Source organism: Kribbella swartbergensis, assembly GCF_054784135.1.
In genome coordinates this window covers 502,158-516,498 of record NZ_BAAGPM010000014.1, presented here as the reverse complement: position 1 = coordinate 516,498, position 14,341 = coordinate 502,158, and the positions used below count along the sequence as shown (strand labels likewise).

The 14,341-nt window shown below is 70.6% G+C and carries 16 protein-coding genes; 7 read left to right on the top strand and 9 right to left on the bottom strand.

Annotated features, from left to right (window positions below):
- Positions 1–19 precede the first annotated feature (19 nt).
- Together sepH and ACYVOK_RS09380 are read left to right on the top strand one after the other, a co-directional pair.
- The gene (sepH, locus tag ACYVOK_RS09385) at positions 20–1,498 is read left to right on the top strand and encodes a septation protein SepH (RefSeq protein WP_460661892.1); all 1,479 of its coding nucleotides are present in this window, start codon (positions 20–22) and stop codon (positions 1,496–1,498) included.
- Positions 1,499–1,731: 233 nt separating this feature from the next.
- Entirely contained in the window at positions 1,732–2,145 is a 414-nt protein-coding gene (locus tag ACYVOK_RS09380; RefSeq protein ID WP_460661891.1) for a hypothetical protein, read from the top strand.
- A gap of 58 nt (positions 2,146–2,203) precedes the next feature.
- Here the strand turns inward: ACYVOK_RS09380 and ACYVOK_RS09375 are convergent, their stop codons facing one another.
- Positions 2,204–2,587: a winged helix-turn-helix transcriptional regulator gene (locus tag ACYVOK_RS09375; protein ID WP_460661890.1), complete on the bottom strand. Its 384-nt coding sequence runs from the start codon at positions 2,585–2,587 to the stop codon at positions 2,204–2,206.
- Positions 2,588–2,678: 91 nt separating this feature from the next.
- On the opposite strand from ACYVOK_RS09375, the gene ACYVOK_RS09370 reads away from it, so the two are divergent.
- The gene (locus tag ACYVOK_RS09370) at positions 2,679–3,503 is read left to right on the top strand and encodes an NAD(P)H-binding protein (protein ID WP_460661889.1); all 825 of its coding nucleotides are present in this window, start codon (positions 2,679–2,681) and stop codon (positions 3,501–3,503) included.
- 118 nt (positions 3,504–3,621) lie between these two features.
- Entirely contained in the window at positions 3,622–4,716 is a 1,095-nt protein-coding gene (locus tag ACYVOK_RS09365; protein WP_460661888.1) for a Gfo/Idh/MocA family protein, read from the top strand.
- A 44-nt stretch (positions 4,717–4,760) separates the two neighbouring features.
- Here the strand turns inward: ACYVOK_RS09365 and ACYVOK_RS09360 are convergent, their stop codons facing one another.
- Genes ACYVOK_RS09360 through ACYVOK_RS09350 form a run of 3 tightly spaced genes read right to left on the bottom strand, consistent with a single transcriptional unit; the run spans position 4,761 to position 7,498 of the window.
- The gene (locus tag ACYVOK_RS09360; protein ID WP_460661887.1) at positions 4,761–5,318 is read right to left on the bottom strand and encodes a GNAT family N-acetyltransferase; all 558 of its coding nucleotides are present in this window, start codon (positions 5,316–5,318) and stop codon (positions 4,761–4,763) included.
- Positions 5,319–5,365: 47 nt separating this feature from the next.
- Positions 5,366–6,619 (bottom strand): enolase C-terminal domain-like protein, encoded by a 1,254-nt coding sequence (locus tag ACYVOK_RS09355; RefSeq protein WP_460661886.1) that lies wholly within the window; start codon positions 6,617–6,619, stop codon positions 5,366–5,368.
- Positions 6,620–7,498, bottom strand: coding sequence for an NAD-dependent epimerase/dehydratase family protein (locus tag ACYVOK_RS09350; RefSeq protein WP_460661885.1), 879 nt, complete (start codon positions 7,496–7,498; stop codon positions 6,620–6,622). It abuts the gene before it with no gap.
- Positions 7,499–7,666: 168 nt separating this feature from the next.
- On the opposite strand from ACYVOK_RS09350, the gene ACYVOK_RS09345 reads away from it, so the two are divergent.
- Positions 7,667–8,146 (top strand): GNAT family N-acetyltransferase, encoded by a 480-nt coding sequence (locus tag ACYVOK_RS09345; RefSeq protein WP_460661884.1) that lies wholly within the window; start codon positions 7,667–7,669, stop codon positions 8,144–8,146.
- On the opposite strand, the gene ACYVOK_RS09340 is transcribed toward ACYVOK_RS09345, so the two are convergent.
- A complete protein-coding gene (locus tag ACYVOK_RS09340) occupies positions 8,143–8,307 on the bottom strand; it encodes a DUF4185 domain-containing protein (protein WP_460661883.1) in 165 nt (54 codons plus the stop codon). The genes ACYVOK_RS09345 and ACYVOK_RS09340 overlap by 4 nt on opposite strands.
- Positions 8,308–8,609: 302 nt before the next feature.
- Here ACYVOK_RS09340 and ACYVOK_RS09335 point away from each other — a divergent pair, with 302 nt between their 5' ends.
- Positions 8,610–9,353 (top strand): SDR family NAD(P)-dependent oxidoreductase, encoded by a 744-nt coding sequence (locus tag ACYVOK_RS09335; protein ID WP_460661882.1) that lies wholly within the window; start codon positions 8,610–8,612, stop codon positions 9,351–9,353.
- A gap of 1 nt (position 9,354) precedes the next feature.
- Here the strand turns inward: ACYVOK_RS09335 and ACYVOK_RS09330 are convergent, their stop codons facing one another.
- Both ACYVOK_RS09330 and ACYVOK_RS09325 read right to left on the bottom strand, forming a co-directional pair.
- Positions 9,355–10,182 carry a sulfurtransferase gene (locus ACYVOK_RS09330; protein ID WP_460661881.1) on the bottom strand — a complete coding sequence of 276 codons (828 nt, stop codon included), beginning with the start codon at positions 10,180–10,182 and terminating at the stop codon, positions 9,355–9,357.
- Positions 10,179–10,832, bottom strand: coding sequence for a thymidine kinase (locus ACYVOK_RS09325; RefSeq protein WP_460661880.1), 654 nt, complete (start codon positions 10,830–10,832; stop codon positions 10,179–10,181). Before ACYVOK_RS09325 ends, ACYVOK_RS09330 begins: the two co-directional genes overlap by 4 nt.
- A 121-nt stretch (positions 10,833–10,953) precedes the next feature.
- Here ACYVOK_RS09325 and ACYVOK_RS09320 point away from each other — a divergent pair, with 121 nt between their 5' ends.
- Positions 10,954–12,600, top strand: coding sequence for a S8 family peptidase (locus ACYVOK_RS09320; RefSeq protein ID WP_460661879.1), 1,647 nt, complete (start codon positions 10,954–10,956; stop codon positions 12,598–12,600).
- On the opposite strand, the gene ACYVOK_RS09315 is transcribed toward ACYVOK_RS09320, so the two are convergent.
- Positions 12,597–13,721, bottom strand: coding sequence for an alkaline phosphatase family protein (locus tag ACYVOK_RS09315; protein WP_460661878.1), 1,125 nt, complete (start codon positions 13,719–13,721; stop codon positions 12,597–12,599). The genes ACYVOK_RS09320 and ACYVOK_RS09315 overlap by 4 nt on opposite strands.
- Before the next feature lie 5 nt (positions 13,722–13,726).
- Positions 13,727–14,338, bottom strand: coding sequence for a DUF5998 family protein (locus ACYVOK_RS09310; RefSeq protein WP_460661877.1), 612 nt, complete (start codon positions 14,336–14,338; stop codon positions 13,727–13,729).
- Positions 14,339–14,341: the final 3 nt, after the last annotated feature.

Below are 14,341 nucleotides of genomic sequence, written 5' to 3'. Positions count from 1 at the left end.
CGCACAGGAGAACAAGGCAATGCGCGAGGCGAGGCTCGTCGGTCTGAGCCAGGATGGCAAGCAGCTCATCCTGGCGATGGCAGAGACGGGTGAGGAGTTCGCCATCCCGGTCGACGACCGGTTGCGTGCGGCCCTCCGCGGCGACCGTGCCCGACTCGGCCAGCTGGAGATTCAAATGGAGAGCGCGCTGCGCCCACGAGACATCCAGGCTCGTATCCGCGCCGGCGAAAGTCCCGAGGCTGTCGCTGCCGTCGCCCAGATGCCGATGGAGCGCGTGATGGCGTTCGCCGGCCCGGTCCTGGCCGAGCGCGACCACATCGCCAGCCTCGCGCAGCGCGCGTCCGTCCGGCGGCGCGGCGGTGCCGACGCCCCGACCCGCAACCTCGGCACCTGGGTGACCGAACGGCTGCGCACCCGCCACGTCGACCCCGCGTCGGCCGAGTGGGACGCGTGGCGGCGCGAGGACGGCCGCTGGGCGGTGCGCGTGTCCTACTTCGTCGAGAGCGCCGACGACGAAGCGGAGCAGAAGGACGAGAAGGTCGCGATGTTCGCGTACGACGCCCCCGGGCGGTACGCGGTCCCGGACGACGACGAGGCCCGCTGGCTCGTCGGTGAGCAGGCCCGGGTGCTGCCGCCGCCGGCCCAGCCGGCGCCCCAGCCGGGTGAGCGCCGGCTGACCGCGGTCGCCGACATCGACCTGTCCCTCGCCCCCGACCACGGTGCCGACAGCTACGAGGCCGGCTTCGAGGACACCATCAGCCTGCCGCGCAGAAACCACCCGGTTTCCCGCGAGGCCGGAAGCGAGGGCGCCCCGGTCCGCGATGCGTCGCGGGACACGGAGCGCGGTCCGCGCCGGGTCCACTCCGTGCCGAACCCGGACGACGAGCCCACGCTGATCGACGTACCGGTCGAGCAGCCCCCGGCGCTGCGTCCGGCGGTCCGTGCCGTCGAGCGCCCGACCCAGATCCCGGCCGAGGCCGCATCCCTGGCTCCCCCAGAGGAACGCGCCGCCGCCCCGGAGAACCCGTTCACCGAGCGTCGCACCTCCCCCGACCGGGCTCCGGCGCCCGCGGCCCGCCGTACCCCCGACGACCCGACCCCGGCCGAACCGGGCCGTGCCACCCCGGCCGCTCCGCGATCCGGCGTACCGGCCGAGCCGCGCGGTGCCACCCCGGCCGATCTGCGATCCGGCGTACCGGCCGAGCCGCGCGGTGCCACGGCGGCCGATGCTCGCTCCGCAGCACCAGGTGATGCTCGTACCGCCGCTCCGGCCGAGGCCCGGCGTCCCGCGCCCGCGGAGTCCGCACCTGCCTCCTCCGAGCCGGCGACGCCCGGGCCCCGGCCTGGTCACCCCGAGCCGGCCGCTGCTCAGCAGGCCCAGCCGGCCGCGGCGGACGAGCAGCCCGCCGAGCCCAAGAAGAAGCCGGCCCGCCGCAACTCCAAGCGCGCCAGCGTCCCCAGCTGGGACGAGATCATGTTCGGCAAAAAGGCGGACTGACCGAGTCGGCCGACTCCCGCTACCCGAGAGTCCAGCGCACCGGCTGACACCTCACGGACCGTTGTCCCAGATTGCGGACGGTGTTTGGCATCGGATGCGGGCTCTGCCATCATCTTCCGCATGCAGATGCTGTGTTGTTGCTGTCGTCGCTGACGCGCGCCGTCTCCGGCGCACGAGGCCCTGCCCCATTCCGTGGCCCGCCCGCCGACACCAGCACTCACAGGATCTTCCGCATGAATCTCCCGGCCTTCGCCGATCTGCTCGCGTCCCGCGGCCTCCGCCTGCTGCCCGGCTCGCACGCCGTTCCCGTCGAGCTGCTCGTTCAGTTGCCCGACGCAACAATTGTCCGGTTCACCGCGCGCGGTACCACGCTCCGGATGAGCCGCTTCACCGCCGACGCGCTGACCGCGATCACCATCGCCGCCGAGTGCGGTTGCGGCGACCACCACCCACAGACCGGGCCGACGCGGGTCACGCTCAGCCGGTACGCCGTACCGTTCGACGAACGCGCCATCGACGGAGAACTCCTCTTCGGCTGGCAGTCCCACGAAGCCGGCCTGCTCCGCCTCGCCGACGCCGCCACCCACTTCTTCACCCTCCTCGACCAACTCCCCACCCCCGACCGGGTTCTCGTCGGCGTCGCGTGATCTTCGGCCGGTCACGATGAGCGGGCTGTGACGCGGGCCCGTCACGGAGCGGGCGGGGTCACGGGCGGCGGTGGGCCGGCTCGGTGTCGTCGAAGCGCCGGCGGGCCGCTTCGACCTTCGCCAGGTTCGGCGACCACTCGGCGAGGGAGTGGAACAGCGGTGCGAGGCTGCGGCCCAGGTCGCTGATCTCGTACTCGACCCGCGGCGGCACCTCCGGGTAGTACGTCCGCACGATCAACCCGTCGCGTTCGAGTTGGCGCAGTCGCTGGGTCAGGACCTTCGGGGTGATCACGCCGATCCGCCGTTCGAGCTCGACGAACCGCAGCCGGCCGTACTCGTTCAGCGTCCACAGGATCGGTGTCGTCCACCGGCTGAACACCACGTCGACCACCGGTGCGATCGGACACGCCTGCACCGGATCCAGCTCTGTGCGGTCGATCACATTCGCCCCCTGATCCCAATACTTTCCTCTAGGTACCTACTATGCCAGCGCCAGTAGCGTCCTCGTCAGTCAACCAACAAGAGGAGCAACCATGATCGTGGTGACTGGCGCGACGGGGAACGTCGGACGGCCGCTGGTGCAGGCACTCGCCGCAGCAGGCGAGCAGGTGACGGCGGTGTCGCGGACGATCCGAGAATCCGCGGCGGCAGGGGTCGTTCGTCATCACCAGGCCGACCTGTCCGAGCCTGAGACGCTCAAGCCTGTCCTCGACGGTGCTGATGCCGTGTTCCTGCTGACAGCCGCCGGCTTCCTGGCGAACGGCGATCTCTCCGACGTCATGAACGTCGTACGCGCGGCGGGCGTCCCGCGCGTCGTACTGCTGTCCTCCCAGGGCGTCGGCACGAAGCGACACCCCGCTGACCTCGAAGAGGTCGTCAGGGATTCAGGACTGGAGTGGACGATGCTCCGGCCGGGGAACTTCAACTCCAACGCGTTCCAGTGGGCCGAGTCGGTGCGCACGCAGCGGACGATCGAGGCACCGTTCGGTGATGTCGCCCTCCCCGCCGTCGACCCGTCCGACATCGCCGAGGTCGCGGCCGTCGTACTGCGGGAACCCGGTCACGCCGGCGCGATCTACACGCTGACCGGTCCGGAGCCGATCGCGCCCCGGCAGCAGGCGAAGGCGATCGCCGATGCCCTGGGCGAGCCTGTGCGATTCGTCGAGCTCAGCCGGGACGAGGCGCGGTCCCGGATGTCGGCGTACATGCCCGCGCCGGTGGTGGAGGCGACCCTGGACATCCTCGGCAGCCCGACACCGGATGAGCAGTCGGCGACCCCGGACGTCGAGAAGGTCACCGGCCGCCCGGCGCGGAGCTTTGCCGAATGGGCCGCTCGGAACGCCGGCGCCTTCAGGTGAAGCCGCGAACCCTGAAGCCTTCGGTCGACTTCCCGGTACACCGTGACGGCAACGCTGATATCGGATAGCGTTTTCCAGAGTTTCTGACCGCGAACGTCACTGCCCCCGTAGGAGCGAGATGGCTGATCCCACCACCGAACACAAGGTCGCGATCGTGGGCTGCGGCATCATCGGCCGCACCCACGCGGACACCATCGCCGAGCGGCCCGACGCCACCGTGACCGCGCTCGTCGACGGCGACGCCGCCGCCCGCGACGCGCTGGCCGCACGGCTGAAGGAGGCCGGGCAGCCCGAGCCCGCGGTGTACGCCGACCTGACCGCCGCGCTGAGTGGTTCGGACAGCTCGCTCGTGGCGATCTGCACACCCAGCGGGACGCACGCGGCGCTGGCCGAGCAGGCGCTGAACGAGAAGAAGCACGTCGTCATCGAGAAGCCGCTCGACGTCGATCTCACTCGTGCGCGTCGCCTCGGCGCCGCCGCGACCCGGGCGGCGAACCACGGCGTCGTGTCGTCGGTGATCAGCCAGCACCGGTTCGACGCGGGCAGTGCGCTGGTCCACGAGGCGATCCAGGCCGGCCGGTTCGGCCGGCTGACGTCGGCCGTCGCGACGGTTGCCTGGTGGCGCAGCGACGAGTATTACGCCTCGGCCGGCTGGCGCGGGACCTGGGCGCAGGACGGCGGCGGCGCGTTGATGAACCAGGGCGTGCACACCGTCGACCTACTGCTCTGGTTCATGGGCCGGCCGGTGAACATCCAGGCCCAAGCGCTCCGGGCGGCGCACCACGCGATCGAGGTCGAGGACACGGTGGTCGCGACCCTGACGTTCGAGTCCGGGGCGGTGGCCACCCTGCACGCGACGACCGCGGCCTTTCCCGGCGGCCGGACGCGGGTGTCGGTGCACGGAACGCGAGGCGGTGCCGAGGTCGAGGACGACCTGCTCCGGCGGTTCAACGTCGACGGCTCCACCGAGGACGTCCCGGTCGACGCCGGTCCGCCCGGCCGTCACAAGGCGCAGTACGACGACATCCTCGGCGCGATCGTTGACGGCGGGCAGCCGGCCATCACGGTCCAGGACGCGATCGACGCGCTCGCCACGGTCCGGGCCGTCTACATCGCCTCGACGCTCCAGCGGCCGGTGAAGTTCACCGACGTACTGGAAGGCCGCTACGACGACGTCGACGTCTCCCGCGGTATCCGCCTACCACCCAACTAGCGAGAGGCCGAACTCCAACTCCTGGCCGAGTCGTGGTTCCGCGACTAGGCGCCGGGGGCCCGGTCGTTGAGGATTCGCTGGTAGAGGTGACAGTCGCGCCAGGCGCCCGCGATGTGCAGGTACGTCGGGGCCGTGCCGATCTGGGTGAAGCCGGTGCGCTGGAGGACGCGTTGCGACGCCACGTTGTTCGTCAGCGTGCTGGCCTCGATCCGGTGCAGCATCAGCTCGGTGTCGGCAATCTCGGCGACAGTCTCCACCGCGCGCTTCATCAGGCCGCGCCCGAGCCCGTCGACGGACAGCCAGTAGCCGAGGCTGGCGCTGCGGAACGGACCGGGCACGAGATCGTTCAGTGTGATCGCACCGATGATCCGGTCGCCTTCGGCCAGCACCCAGGGCACGGTCCGGCCGTCCTTGTAACGCTCCAGCGAACCGGTCAGCCGTTCACGCTGACCGGCCGCGGTGAACCAGCTGTCCGACCGGTCCGGCTCCCAGGGCTTCAGGTGGTCCCAGCTGCGGATGTACGCGTCGGCGAGACCGGCGGCGTCGTCGAGGGTGGCGATCCGGAGCTGGACGTCCGGCGTCAACGAGCGAGGCGAGATCACTTCGGCAGCGTACGCGCCTGGCTCGACCCGCTGACCCGGGGGCGCTGCTACGGCGCTTCCAGCGCACCGTCGATGCGCCGGACGCCGGCCGCCCACTCGTCGTGGCCGGACAGTTGCGCGGGATAACGCGCGGCCGCCTCGAGATCGATGTCGATCCCCCAGCCGGGCGACTCGTTCGGGGTCAACCAGCCGTCCTCGATTCGCAACGTGCCGGGGAACACCTCGTGGGTCGCCTCGTTGTAGATGTGCCCCTCCTGGATGCCGAAGGCAACGGAACTCACGTCCAGCGCGACGTTCGCGGCGGCGCCGATCGGTGACGTGTCGCCCGGGCCGTGCCACGCCGTACGGACCCCGCACAGCTCGGCCAGGTCGGCCAGCTTGCGGGCCGGGGTCAGGCCGCCGATGTCGGACACGTGCGACCGGATGAAGTCGACCCCGCCGTCGCGCACCAGCCGCACGGCGTCGCCGAGGGAGGTGGTCAATTCACCGACGGCCAGCGGCACCGGCGAGGCGGCGCGCACCTCGGGCAGCCGGTCCCACAGCTCGGGCGCCAGCACGTCCTCGAGGAAGAACAGACCGTACGGCTCGAGCGAGCGCGCGAGCAGCACCGCTTCCTTCGGAGTCAGCCGGGAGTGTACGTCGTGCAGCAGTTCGACGTTGGCCGGCAACGACTCGCGGGCCGCGGCGAACAGGTCCGGCGTGGTCCGCAGGTAGTCCCGCGCCGACCAGCCGTTGTGGTACGGCGAGTTCGGGTAGAGGGTGTCCATCCGCGGCGCGCCGTATCCACCGCCACCCGGTGTGGACACCTGGAGGCGGACGTGCCGCCAGCCCTGCGCGACGAACTTCTGCGCCTGGTCCAGCGTCTCCTCGATCGTGCAGCCGGCGGCGTGGATGTAGGTGTCGGCGGCCGCCCGGACCTTCCCGCCGAGCAGTTCGTACACCGGCATCCCGGCCCGCTTGCCGGCGATGTCCCACAGCGCCTGGTCGACACCGGAGATCGCGTTGTTCGTCACCGGTCCGCCGCGCCAGTAGCCGGAGAACGCCGCCAGCCGGGTCAGGTCGCCGATGTCTCCGGGGTAGCGCCCGATCAGCAGCCGGGCCAGGTGCTCGTCGACGAACGTCTGGACAGCTTTCCACCGCTGGGTGAAGGTCGCACAGCCGAGGCCGTACAGACCGGGCTCGGTGGTGTCGACCTTCACCACGACCAGCGGGATGCCTTGCGGCGCGGTGACGATCGCCTTCACCTCCCGGATCCGTACGTCGTCGCGCACCGGCCACGGCTGGTCGAAGTTCGAGGGCATTCAGGGCTCCAGGGGAAGGGTCGGCAGGTCGAGTTCGTGGCGGGCCTGGAAGCCGAGCACGGTCCGCACCGCGGTCAGGTCGATCGGCACCTCACGTCCGGCGAACCGCCGCAGCCGCGGCACGTCCGGTGCGAACGCCTCCAGCAGGGCTTCGGTCTCGTACGGCGCGTTCGTGGTGTTCGCGGCCACGAAGAAGGTGTGGGCGCCCGACAACGTGGCGGTCAGCGCGAGTTCGATCGCGTACGCCGCGTCGCGGGTGTCCAGGTAGCTCCAGCCCTCGCGGACGCCGCCCGCCGGGTCCTCGCGGTGTCCGTCGGACTGTCGCTGCAGCATGTCGGCGGAGTTGACGTGCGGGAACCGGAACGCGACCACGTCGATCCCCCAGTGCCGCCACGCCATCCGGGCGGTGTTCTCGTCGTTCTGCTTCGACAGCGAGTACCAGTCGGCCACGTCGGAGGGGATCTTCTCGTCCAGCGGGTAGTACGCCGGGTGGACGTCGTGCGGGTTCATCGGCACGCCGTAGGCGTTGATGCTGCTGGCAATGACCGCGCGTTCGATGCCGAGTGCTCCCGCCTGGGCCAGCACGTTGAACGTCGAGACGACGTTGCCGGTGTAGACGTCGTACGGCGTGCCCGCGTCGCGGTGCGCGAGGGCGGCGAGGTGGACGACCAGGTCCGCGCCTTCGAGCGCGTCGGCGACGTCGTCCTCGGACCGCGTGTCGCCGATCACCACCCGGTCGGCCTCGAGCGACGGGTCGTCGACGATCGTCAGCGCGGTCACCTTCGCCCCGAGACCGGTCAGATGCTCGACGGTGACCGACCCGATCCGCCCGGCGGCGCCGGTGACCATCACCCTGCGGCCGTTGAGTGCTGACGTCACTCCTTGATCCCTTCCGACATACCCACACCTTTCAGGACTGCTTCTGCACCACGTGGATCCGGCGCACCGGCGGCGGCCACAGGTAATCCTTCCAGGAGCCGGTGTGCCCCGGCAGCATCGGTTCAAATCCGGTGGAGAACGCGTCGCGCATTCGGCGAGGATGACGTCATGCTGCTCCGACCGGCGACCGCCGACGACTTCACGTTCCTGACCGAGATGTTGCTCGAGGCCTACAACTGGGACGGGACGCCCTGGTTCACCCTGGACAAGCTGCGCGCCGAGGACAAGGCCTGGCGGTACGTCGCCGGCTGGCCGCGGTCCACCGACTTCGGAGTGGTGGCGGAAGTCGACGGCACGCCGGCCGGAGCCGCCTGGGCACGCCTGCTCACCGCCGACCGTCCGGGCTACGGTTACGTCGCCGACGACGTCCCCGAGCTGTCGCTCGGCGTCTCCCCCGGGTTTCGCCGCCGGGGCATCGCGCGTGCCGTGATGACCGAGCTCATCACGGTTGCCCGCAGCAGTACGCCGTACCGGCGCCTCAGCCTCAGCGTGGACCCGGCCAACCCCGCGGCCGACCTCTACCGGTCACTCGGGTTCGCGAAGATCGGCACCGTCGAGACCTCCGACACGATGGTGCTCGAGCTCTAACCGAAACCCCGGACGCGGAACTGCATGACGCGATAGGGCCAGCCTGCGTCGGTCTTCCACTGGCTGACCGACAGGTGCAGGTCGCTGAGGGTCGAGCCGGGGATGATGTACCCGCCGTACAGCTGGGCGACGTGGTTGTCGTTCTCCGAACCCCACGCCACCAGCCGCCGCCGACGTACGGCTGCTCGAAGGTGTCGCCGAACATGAACAACATCCGCCCGTCCGGTGTGCGTGCCGGGATCCCCAGGTCGGTCGCCGGCGACCGGAACCGGTCCGTGAGTCCCGGCCCGGTCAGGTCGGCCACCTTGTTCGTCAGCACGGCCTGGCTTCGCGCGATTTCTGTCACGGTCCCGTATGCCTGCGGGGAGGTCAAGAGCGCGATCCACCTCACACGAAGGGGATGTCACGGGCGAGTGCGCCGCGGCGTCTGGTGCACGAACTGTCGTTTCCACAGGAGGACATGATGACGAACTCTGACCAGACCACTGTGCTGATCACCGGAGCCAACAAGGGACTCGGCTACGAGGCGGCGCGCCGGCTCGGCGAGCTGGGCTGGAAGGTGTTCCTCGGCTCACGCGACGAAGCCAGGGGCCGGACGGCCGCCGAGAAGCTGGCCGCCGAGGGTGTGGACGTCGTACTGGTCCCGCTGGACGTCACGTCGGACGAGTCGGTGGCGGGCGCCGCGGAACTCGTCCGCGGGCACACCGATCGGCTCGACGTACTGATCAACAACGCCGGCGCGCCCGGGCACGTCCTCCATCCGAGCGAGGCGACCGCCGACGAGCTGCATGCGGTGTACGACGCCAACGTCTACGGACCGGTGCGGGTCACCCACGCGTTCCTGCCGTTGCTGCAGGCGGCGGAGAACCCGCGCGTGGTGATGGTGACCAGCGGCGGCGGCGCCTTCAGCGTGGTCCTCGACCCCGAGCAGCCGGTCTCCAAGATGCACGAGCTCGCCTACAGCTCGTCGAAGGCGGCGCTGAACATGATCACCGTCAGGTACGCGCAGGCGCTCCCGGGCATCAAGTTCAACGCCGTGACGCCCGGTGAGACCGTGAATCACACGTTCGCGGCCACCGACATGAACAACCACAAGGGTCAGCTGACCGTCACCGAAGGCACCGACGTCTTCATCCGGATGGCGACGCTCGGCCCCGACGGCCCGACCGGCACGTTCGAGGACCGTCTCGGCCCCATCGATTGGTGATTCAGTCCGTACCTGTGGCCACCGGACGGCTGGGGTCGGTGATCCATTCCGACCATGAGCCGACGTAGACGGCCGGGGTGATGCCGGTGAGTTCCAGGGCGAGGGCTTCGTGGGCGGCGGTGACGCCGGAGCCGCAGTAGACGCCGATCTGGGTCGAGTCGTCCACGCCGAGCTTCCCGAACCGCTCGCGGAGTTCATCCGGTGGGAGGAATCGGCCGGATGCGTCGACGTTCTCGGTCGTGGGAGCGTTGACCGCACCGGGGATGTGGCCGGCGACCGGGTCCATCGGCTCGACCTCGCCGGCGAACCGCTCAGGCGCCCGGGCGTCGAGCAATACACCGGCCGCAGCCACCTCGGCCGCGCCGCCCGCGTCCAGCATGGGGAGATGACCGGCCGTCGCGATGAACGACCCGTGCCCGTCGGCCGGCACCTCCGTGGTCACCTCTCCCCCGGCCGCCCGCCAGGCCGCGAGGCCGCCGTCGAGCACGCGGACGTCGCGCAGGCCGAAGTATCGGAAGACCCACCACGCGCGGGCCGCGGCCATCGAGTTGGCCGCGTCGTAGACCACCACCGGCGTACTCGGGCCGACCCCGGCGCGGCGCAGGGCCGCGGTCACGGTCGTTGCCGCCGGCAACGGATGGCGGCCCGGCCCGGGCGGACCGGCGAGCTCGGTGTCCAGGTCGACGAAGTACGCCCCCGGGAGGTGGCCCGCGTCGTACGCCTCCCGGCCGGGCGGACCGGTCAGGTTCCAGGTGACGTCGACCAGCACCGGCTCGGCCGCGGTTCCGAGCAGAGCCCGCAGCTCGTCGACGGTGATCAATGGACTCATGACGCGGCTCCTCCGAACGGCAGGACCTCGGGTGACAGGGTGGCGCGGGCGCGGGCCTGGGTGAGCCGGCGCCGGTGGTGCCGGCGGCACAGCACCTCGTACCCGACCTGGTGGTCCTGCGTGACGATGTCTCCCACCACCAACTGCTCGCCTTCGGTCACCATCTCCCCACCGATCGTACGGGCGTTGTGCGTGGCCCTTTCACCGCACCAGCACAACGCCTCGACCTGGAGCACCTCCATCCGGTCGGCGAGCTCGACCAGCCGGGCCGAACCCGGGAACAAGGTGGCGCGGAAGTCGGTCAGGATGCCGAAGCAGAACACGTCGATCTGCAGCTCGTCGACCAGCCGGGCCAGTTGCTCGATCTGCGGCGGGCTGTAGAACTGCGCCTCGTCGCACACCACGTAGTCGATCCGGCCGCCGTGGGTCAGCTCGCTGACGACGTACTCCCAGAAGTCGAACTCCGGGCGCACCTCGATCGCCTGCGCCGCCAGCCCGAGCCGGGACGACAGCACGGCCTCGCCGGCCCGGTCGTGGCTGGTGAAGATCCGGCCGCGCCGGCCCCTGGCCTTGTGGTTGTGGTCCATCTGCAGAGCGAGAGTGGACTTACCGCAGTCCATGGTGCCGGTGAAGTAGAGCAGCTCAGCCACGGGCGTTCATCCTGCCAAGTCGACCGACGCCGCCGCACCCCGGGGTGGCGCGTCGTACCAGGTCGGTACCGTTCGCGGGGGTCGGCTTGGGTTCTGGGCCTCCCTCCGGTTTGAATGGATCGTGCGCAAAGCTCTGGTCCTGCTCCTCGCGATCTGCCTGATGACCGCGTCCGCCACCCTTCCGGCGGCCGCCGCCGTACCGGTCCGGGCCGAGGCCGGACTGCGCGCCTACTTCGTCATCACCGAGCCTGAGGAGACCGGGAAGGTCACCGGAGCGATCACCTCCAACGGCGGCACCGTCTACGCGACGTACGACGCGATCGGCGTGATCGTGGCGCACTCGAGCGCGGCCGACTTCGTCGCCAAGATGCGCGGTGTCGACGGCGTCGAGAAGGCCGGGGCCACCCGGACCTCGGACCTGCCCGCCGACGTCGGCGCGCCGGCCGTTCCGGAGCAGGTGCCGGAGGTGCCGAGCAGTACGCCGGAGACCGAACGGCCCGACATGGCCCAGATCGGCGCAGACCGTGCCTGGGACAAGAACCCGGGGTCCAAGACCGTCACGGTCGGGGTGCTCGACACGGGTGTGGACGACCAGCACCCGGATCTCAAGGCGAACTTCGACGCCACCAAGTCGGCGTCCTGCGCCTACGGCAAGGTCGACACCCGGCCCGGTGCCTGGCGCCCGGTCGGTGAGCACGGCACGCATGTCGCCGGGACCGTCGCGGCGGCCCGCAACGGCACCGGCATGATCGGCGTCGCGCCGGGCGTGAAGGTGTCGTCGATCCGGGTCGCCGAGGCCGACAGCCAGTTGTTCTTCCCGGAGAACACGGTCTGCGCGTTCATGTTCGCCGCCGACAAGGGCGTCTCGGTCACCAACAACAGCTACTACGTCGACCCGTGGCTGTTCCTGTGCCCGTCCGACCCCGACCAGGACGCGATCGCGGAAGCGGTCAGGCGTTCCGTCGCGTACTCGGAGTCCAAGGGTGTCGTGAACGTCGCCGCGGCCGGCAACGAGGACTACAACCTGGCCGCCAAGACCGACGACGACACCAGTCCGAACGACTCGACCCCGGCGCTGCGCACGGTGACGAACGACTGCATCAGCCTGCCGACCGAGCTGCCGAGCATGGTCGTGGTCGGGTCGGTGGACGCCGCCGGGGTGAAGTCGCGGTTCTCCAACTTCGGCGAGAACAAGATCAACGTCGCCGCTCCGGGTGAGGGCGTCTACTCGACCGTGCCGGGTGGCGGCTACGAGGCGATGAGCGGTACGTCGATGGCGTCCCCCCACGTCGCGGGGGTCGCCGCACTGCTGCGCAGCCTGAACCCGAAGGCGACCCCGGCGCAGGTGCGGGCGAAGCTGGCCGAGCAGGCGAACGACCTGGCCTGCCCGCCCGGCGCGCCCGGCGAGTGCATCGGCAATCAGGCGAACAACTCGTACTACGGCGAGGGCATGGTCGACGCGGCCGAGGCGGTCGGTGCGGCGGGCGCTCAGCCGAACGGAGCGATCTCGATCACGAAGCCGTCCGATCAGCTCGGGTTCGGCGGCGTACCGGCGGTTCCGCTGCTGATGAAGGGCTCGGGCGGGACTGGCGAGATCAGCTACTCGGCGACCGGCCTGCCGCCGGGGCTGACGATCGACCCGCAAAGCGGCTGGATCACCGGCGTGCTCACACCGGGCTCGGGACGCTACAAGGTGACCGTCACGGCACGCGACGGCGAGGCGAAGGTCTCCCAGACGAGCTTCTTCTGGAACGTCTGGAGCTTCTAGGTCCCCGGATCAACGAGGAGCGGGATCGCCATCTCGTCGTCAGTCACCGATCCGTGCAGACCGATCAACTCGGCCTCCTTCGGGAAGCGGCGACCTGCCACGAGCGCGACCGGGCCCAAGGTGGCGACCAGCACGTCACCGAGCCGCGGCGCGACGCGGTCCTCGACGCCGCCGAACCACCCGCGCCCGACCGCTTCCTCCCGGCTGAGGACCAGCGCCCGGTCGCCCAGCCGTTCCCGGTACGTCGCCAGCACGTCGGCCGCCGCGCCGTTGACGCAGTACAGGTGGCGGAAGCGCGACTCGCCCCCGACCAGCCGGACGCCGTCGGTCAGCGCGGGCTCCTCGTCCAGGTCGATCCGGTCCTCGGGCTCCACGTCGATCATCCCGTGGTCGGCGACGATCAGCAGTACGGCGTCCCGCGGCAAGGCGGCCCGGACCCGCTGGGCGAAGCTGTCGGCCACAGCCAGTTCCTTGCGCCACTGCCAGGAGTCGGACCCCTCGTTGTGACCGGTGTAGTCGAGCTGAGAGTCGTACACGTAGACCAATGACGACGTGCCCTCCCGGATCGCGAACCGGGTCGCGTCCAGCCGGTCCTCGACGGTGTCCGCGCCACGATGCGCACTCCCCCGGAACGCCGCGGCGGTGAGCCCGGACGTGTCGAAACGGGCCTTGCTCACGTTCCTGGTCGCGACACCGGCGGCGGCGACCCGATCGAAGACGGTGCCGTACGGCTGCCACCGCCGCGGGTCGACGGACGCGTCCCACTGCAACGCGTTCAGCAGCGCACCGGACTCCGGGACGATCGACGTGTAGCCGACGATGCCGTGCGCGCCCGGTGGCAGGCCCGTCCCCAGACTGGTCAGGCTCACCGCGGTCGTCGACGGCACTCCGGCCGTCAGGCTCCGACCGGTCGGCAGCAGGGACGCCAGATACGGAGCGACGTCCGCGTTCCGCTGGAGCAGGTTCCACCCCAGACCGTCGAAGAGCAGTACGGCGTACCGCGGCGCGGATGGAAGTCCGAGGACGTTCTGCTCGTGGGGCACCGACAGGGCACCGGCTACCGACGGCAATACGTCGGCGAGCGCCCCACCGCCGTACTGCGGGTCGACCGGCGTGGTCATCCGCACTACCGGCTGGTGGCGGCCGACAGCGCCTGCGCGAAGTCGAGCACCTGCTGGATCCCCGCCGGTCCGTCGGCCGCCGCGCTGATCCGCAACGAGATGTCGTCGGCGGCAACGGATCCGGTGTAGCCGTGGTCGGCCTCGCAGTTCGGGTCGGCGCAGACGGCCGGCTCGAGGTCGATCCGGTTCACCATCCCCCAGCCGATCGTGAGCACCACCTCACCACCGCCGCCGGCCGCCGGGTCGGACTTACCCGAGGCGTAGCCGGCCGGGTTGGGGACCACGCGGTTGACCACCACCGCGTTCACCCGGTGCAGCGGGATCGCCTCGGTCGAGGTCGACGCGTACGGCGCCCGGATCAGTTCGTCGGCCGCGTGCTCGTCGGTGTGCCCGACGATCAGCCGGGTGGGGGTCAGCGCCAGGATGGTGATGTGCCGCCGCACTTCGTCCCGGTCGAAGGTCGGCTCGTGCTGCAGGACGAACGCGGTGATCGGCTCGTCCGCGATCGCCACCGCCAGCGAGTCCGACACGACGTCCGGGTAGTAGCCGCACCGATCGATCGCCTCGCGGAGCGCGGAAGAGACGTCCGCGACTTCCGGCACATTCAGGTCACGCATGCC

Bases quoted from the DNA above. Each gene is read 5' to 3' on its own strand.
- ACYVOK_RS09330 (WP_460661881.1), bottom strand. From the start codon at position 10,182: ATGAGTCCATTGATCACCGTCGACGAGCTGCGGGCTCTGCTCGGAACC.
- ACYVOK_RS09380 (WP_460661891.1), top strand. From the start codon at position 1,732: ATGAATCTCCCGGCCTTCGCCGATCTGCTCGCGTCCCGCGGCCTCCGC.
- ACYVOK_RS09335 (WP_460661882.1), top strand. From the start codon at position 8,610: ATGACGAACTCTGACCAGACCACTGTGCTGATCACCGGAGCCAACAAG.
- sepH (WP_460661892.1), top strand. From the start codon at position 20: ATGCGCGAGGCGAGGCTCGTCGGTCTGAGCCAGGATGGCAAGCAGCTC.
- ACYVOK_RS09310 (WP_460661877.1), bottom strand. From the start codon at position 14,338: ATGCGTGACCTGAATGTGCCGGAAGTCGCGGACGTCTCTTCCGCGCTC.
- ACYVOK_RS09345 (WP_460661884.1), top strand. From the start codon at position 7,667: ATGCTGCTCCGACCGGCGACCGCCGACGACTTCACGTTCCTGACCGAG.
- ACYVOK_RS09315 (WP_460661878.1), bottom strand. From the start codon at position 13,721: ATGACCACGCCGGTCGACCCGCAGTACGGCGGTGGGGCGCTCGCCGAC.
- ACYVOK_RS09370 (WP_460661889.1), top strand. From the start codon at position 2,679: ATGATCGTGGTGACTGGCGCGACGGGGAACGTCGGACGGCCGCTGGTG.
- ACYVOK_RS09365 (WP_460661888.1), top strand. From the start codon at position 3,622: ATGGCTGATCCCACCACCGAACACAAGGTCGCGATCGTGGGCTGCGGC.
- ACYVOK_RS09355 (WP_460661886.1), bottom strand. From the start codon at position 6,619: ATGCCCTCGAACTTCGACCAGCCGTGGCCGGTGCGCGACGACGTACGG.